This window comes from Granulicella sp. S190 (genome assembly GCF_009766095.1).
In the GTDB taxonomy this organism is placed as follows: Bacteria; Acidobacteriota; Terriglobia; order Terriglobales; family Acidobacteriaceae; genus Edaphobacter.
Map to the genome: position 1 here is coordinate 223324 of NZ_LMUD01000040.1, position 854 is coordinate 224177.

The 854-nt window shown below is 56.2% G+C and carries 2 protein-coding genes; both read right to left on the reverse strand.

The genetic code is table 11. From position 1 onward, the window contains the following. Positions 1-347: hypothetical protein (locus GSQ94_RS18970; protein WP_158945414.1), on the reverse strand; the 347-nt coding region annotated here is incomplete at its 3' end. Between the two features lie 274 nt (positions 348-621). Further along, positions 622-854 (reverse strand): phosphoribosyltransferase (locus tag GSQ94_RS18975; protein ID WP_371417569.1); only part of this gene is annotated, 233 nt, incomplete at its 5' end.

Consider the following 854-nt stretch of genomic DNA (forward strand, 5'->3'; position numbering starts at 1 on the left):
TTTGCGCCGTCCTGTGTGGTGGGGTAAGGCAGACGCTCTGAAGAGTTGCCGCCGATGCGTATGCTGCCGACGCCGATCTTCTGCACCATGGCGCTATAGGCGGTGGGAGTGCCGCTAAGCCACGCGACCCCGTTGTTGTTGGCTGACTGAATGGAGCTTGCTTCCAGTGAGAGCCCGAGAAAGTCGTTCGGGATGGTTCGGCGCAGTTGAGTGGAATCAAGGGTGATGCTAACGGAGGCACTGGACTGGGCCGCGAGTGGTGAGACGAGTGCGAGGGTTAAGCCGAGTTGGCGAAGGATGGAGCGGCATTGGGGTGAAGGGGCGGGGAGGAATTTGCGTCTCTGCATGTGGTCTCCTGATTCGAATTTGGTATTTAGTTCGAAGTTCGATCATCCTGAAGACACAAACCCAAAATCCGTCTGATCTCCAAGCGGAGAGCATCCTATCCATGCAGGCAAGCGTTTGTCTATGTAATTGTGATGAGTTTTATTCCAGAATGCCTGGGCGTTCGTGAAGCAGAAAAAACTTAGGGCAGTTATAAACGACCATAAAGCTTCGCACGTCAGGGACGCAGGAGGTTTTGTGGTCGTATTTAGTCAGGATTTTTAGTGGCTTAGGGCTTTAGTGGCCGGCGACTTCGGCGGGGAAGATGCGGATGTCCTCGACGCCGCGGTAGCGCTCGGCGTAGTCCATGCCGTAGCCGATGACGAACTGGTTGGGAATCTTGAAGGCGACATAGTCCGCTTCGATGGGGACGAGGCGGCGCTCGGGTTTATCGAGGCAGGTCGCGATCTTGAGCGATGCGGGTTTGTGCTGCAGCATGAGGCCGCGCAGATAGCTGAGGGTGAGTCCGG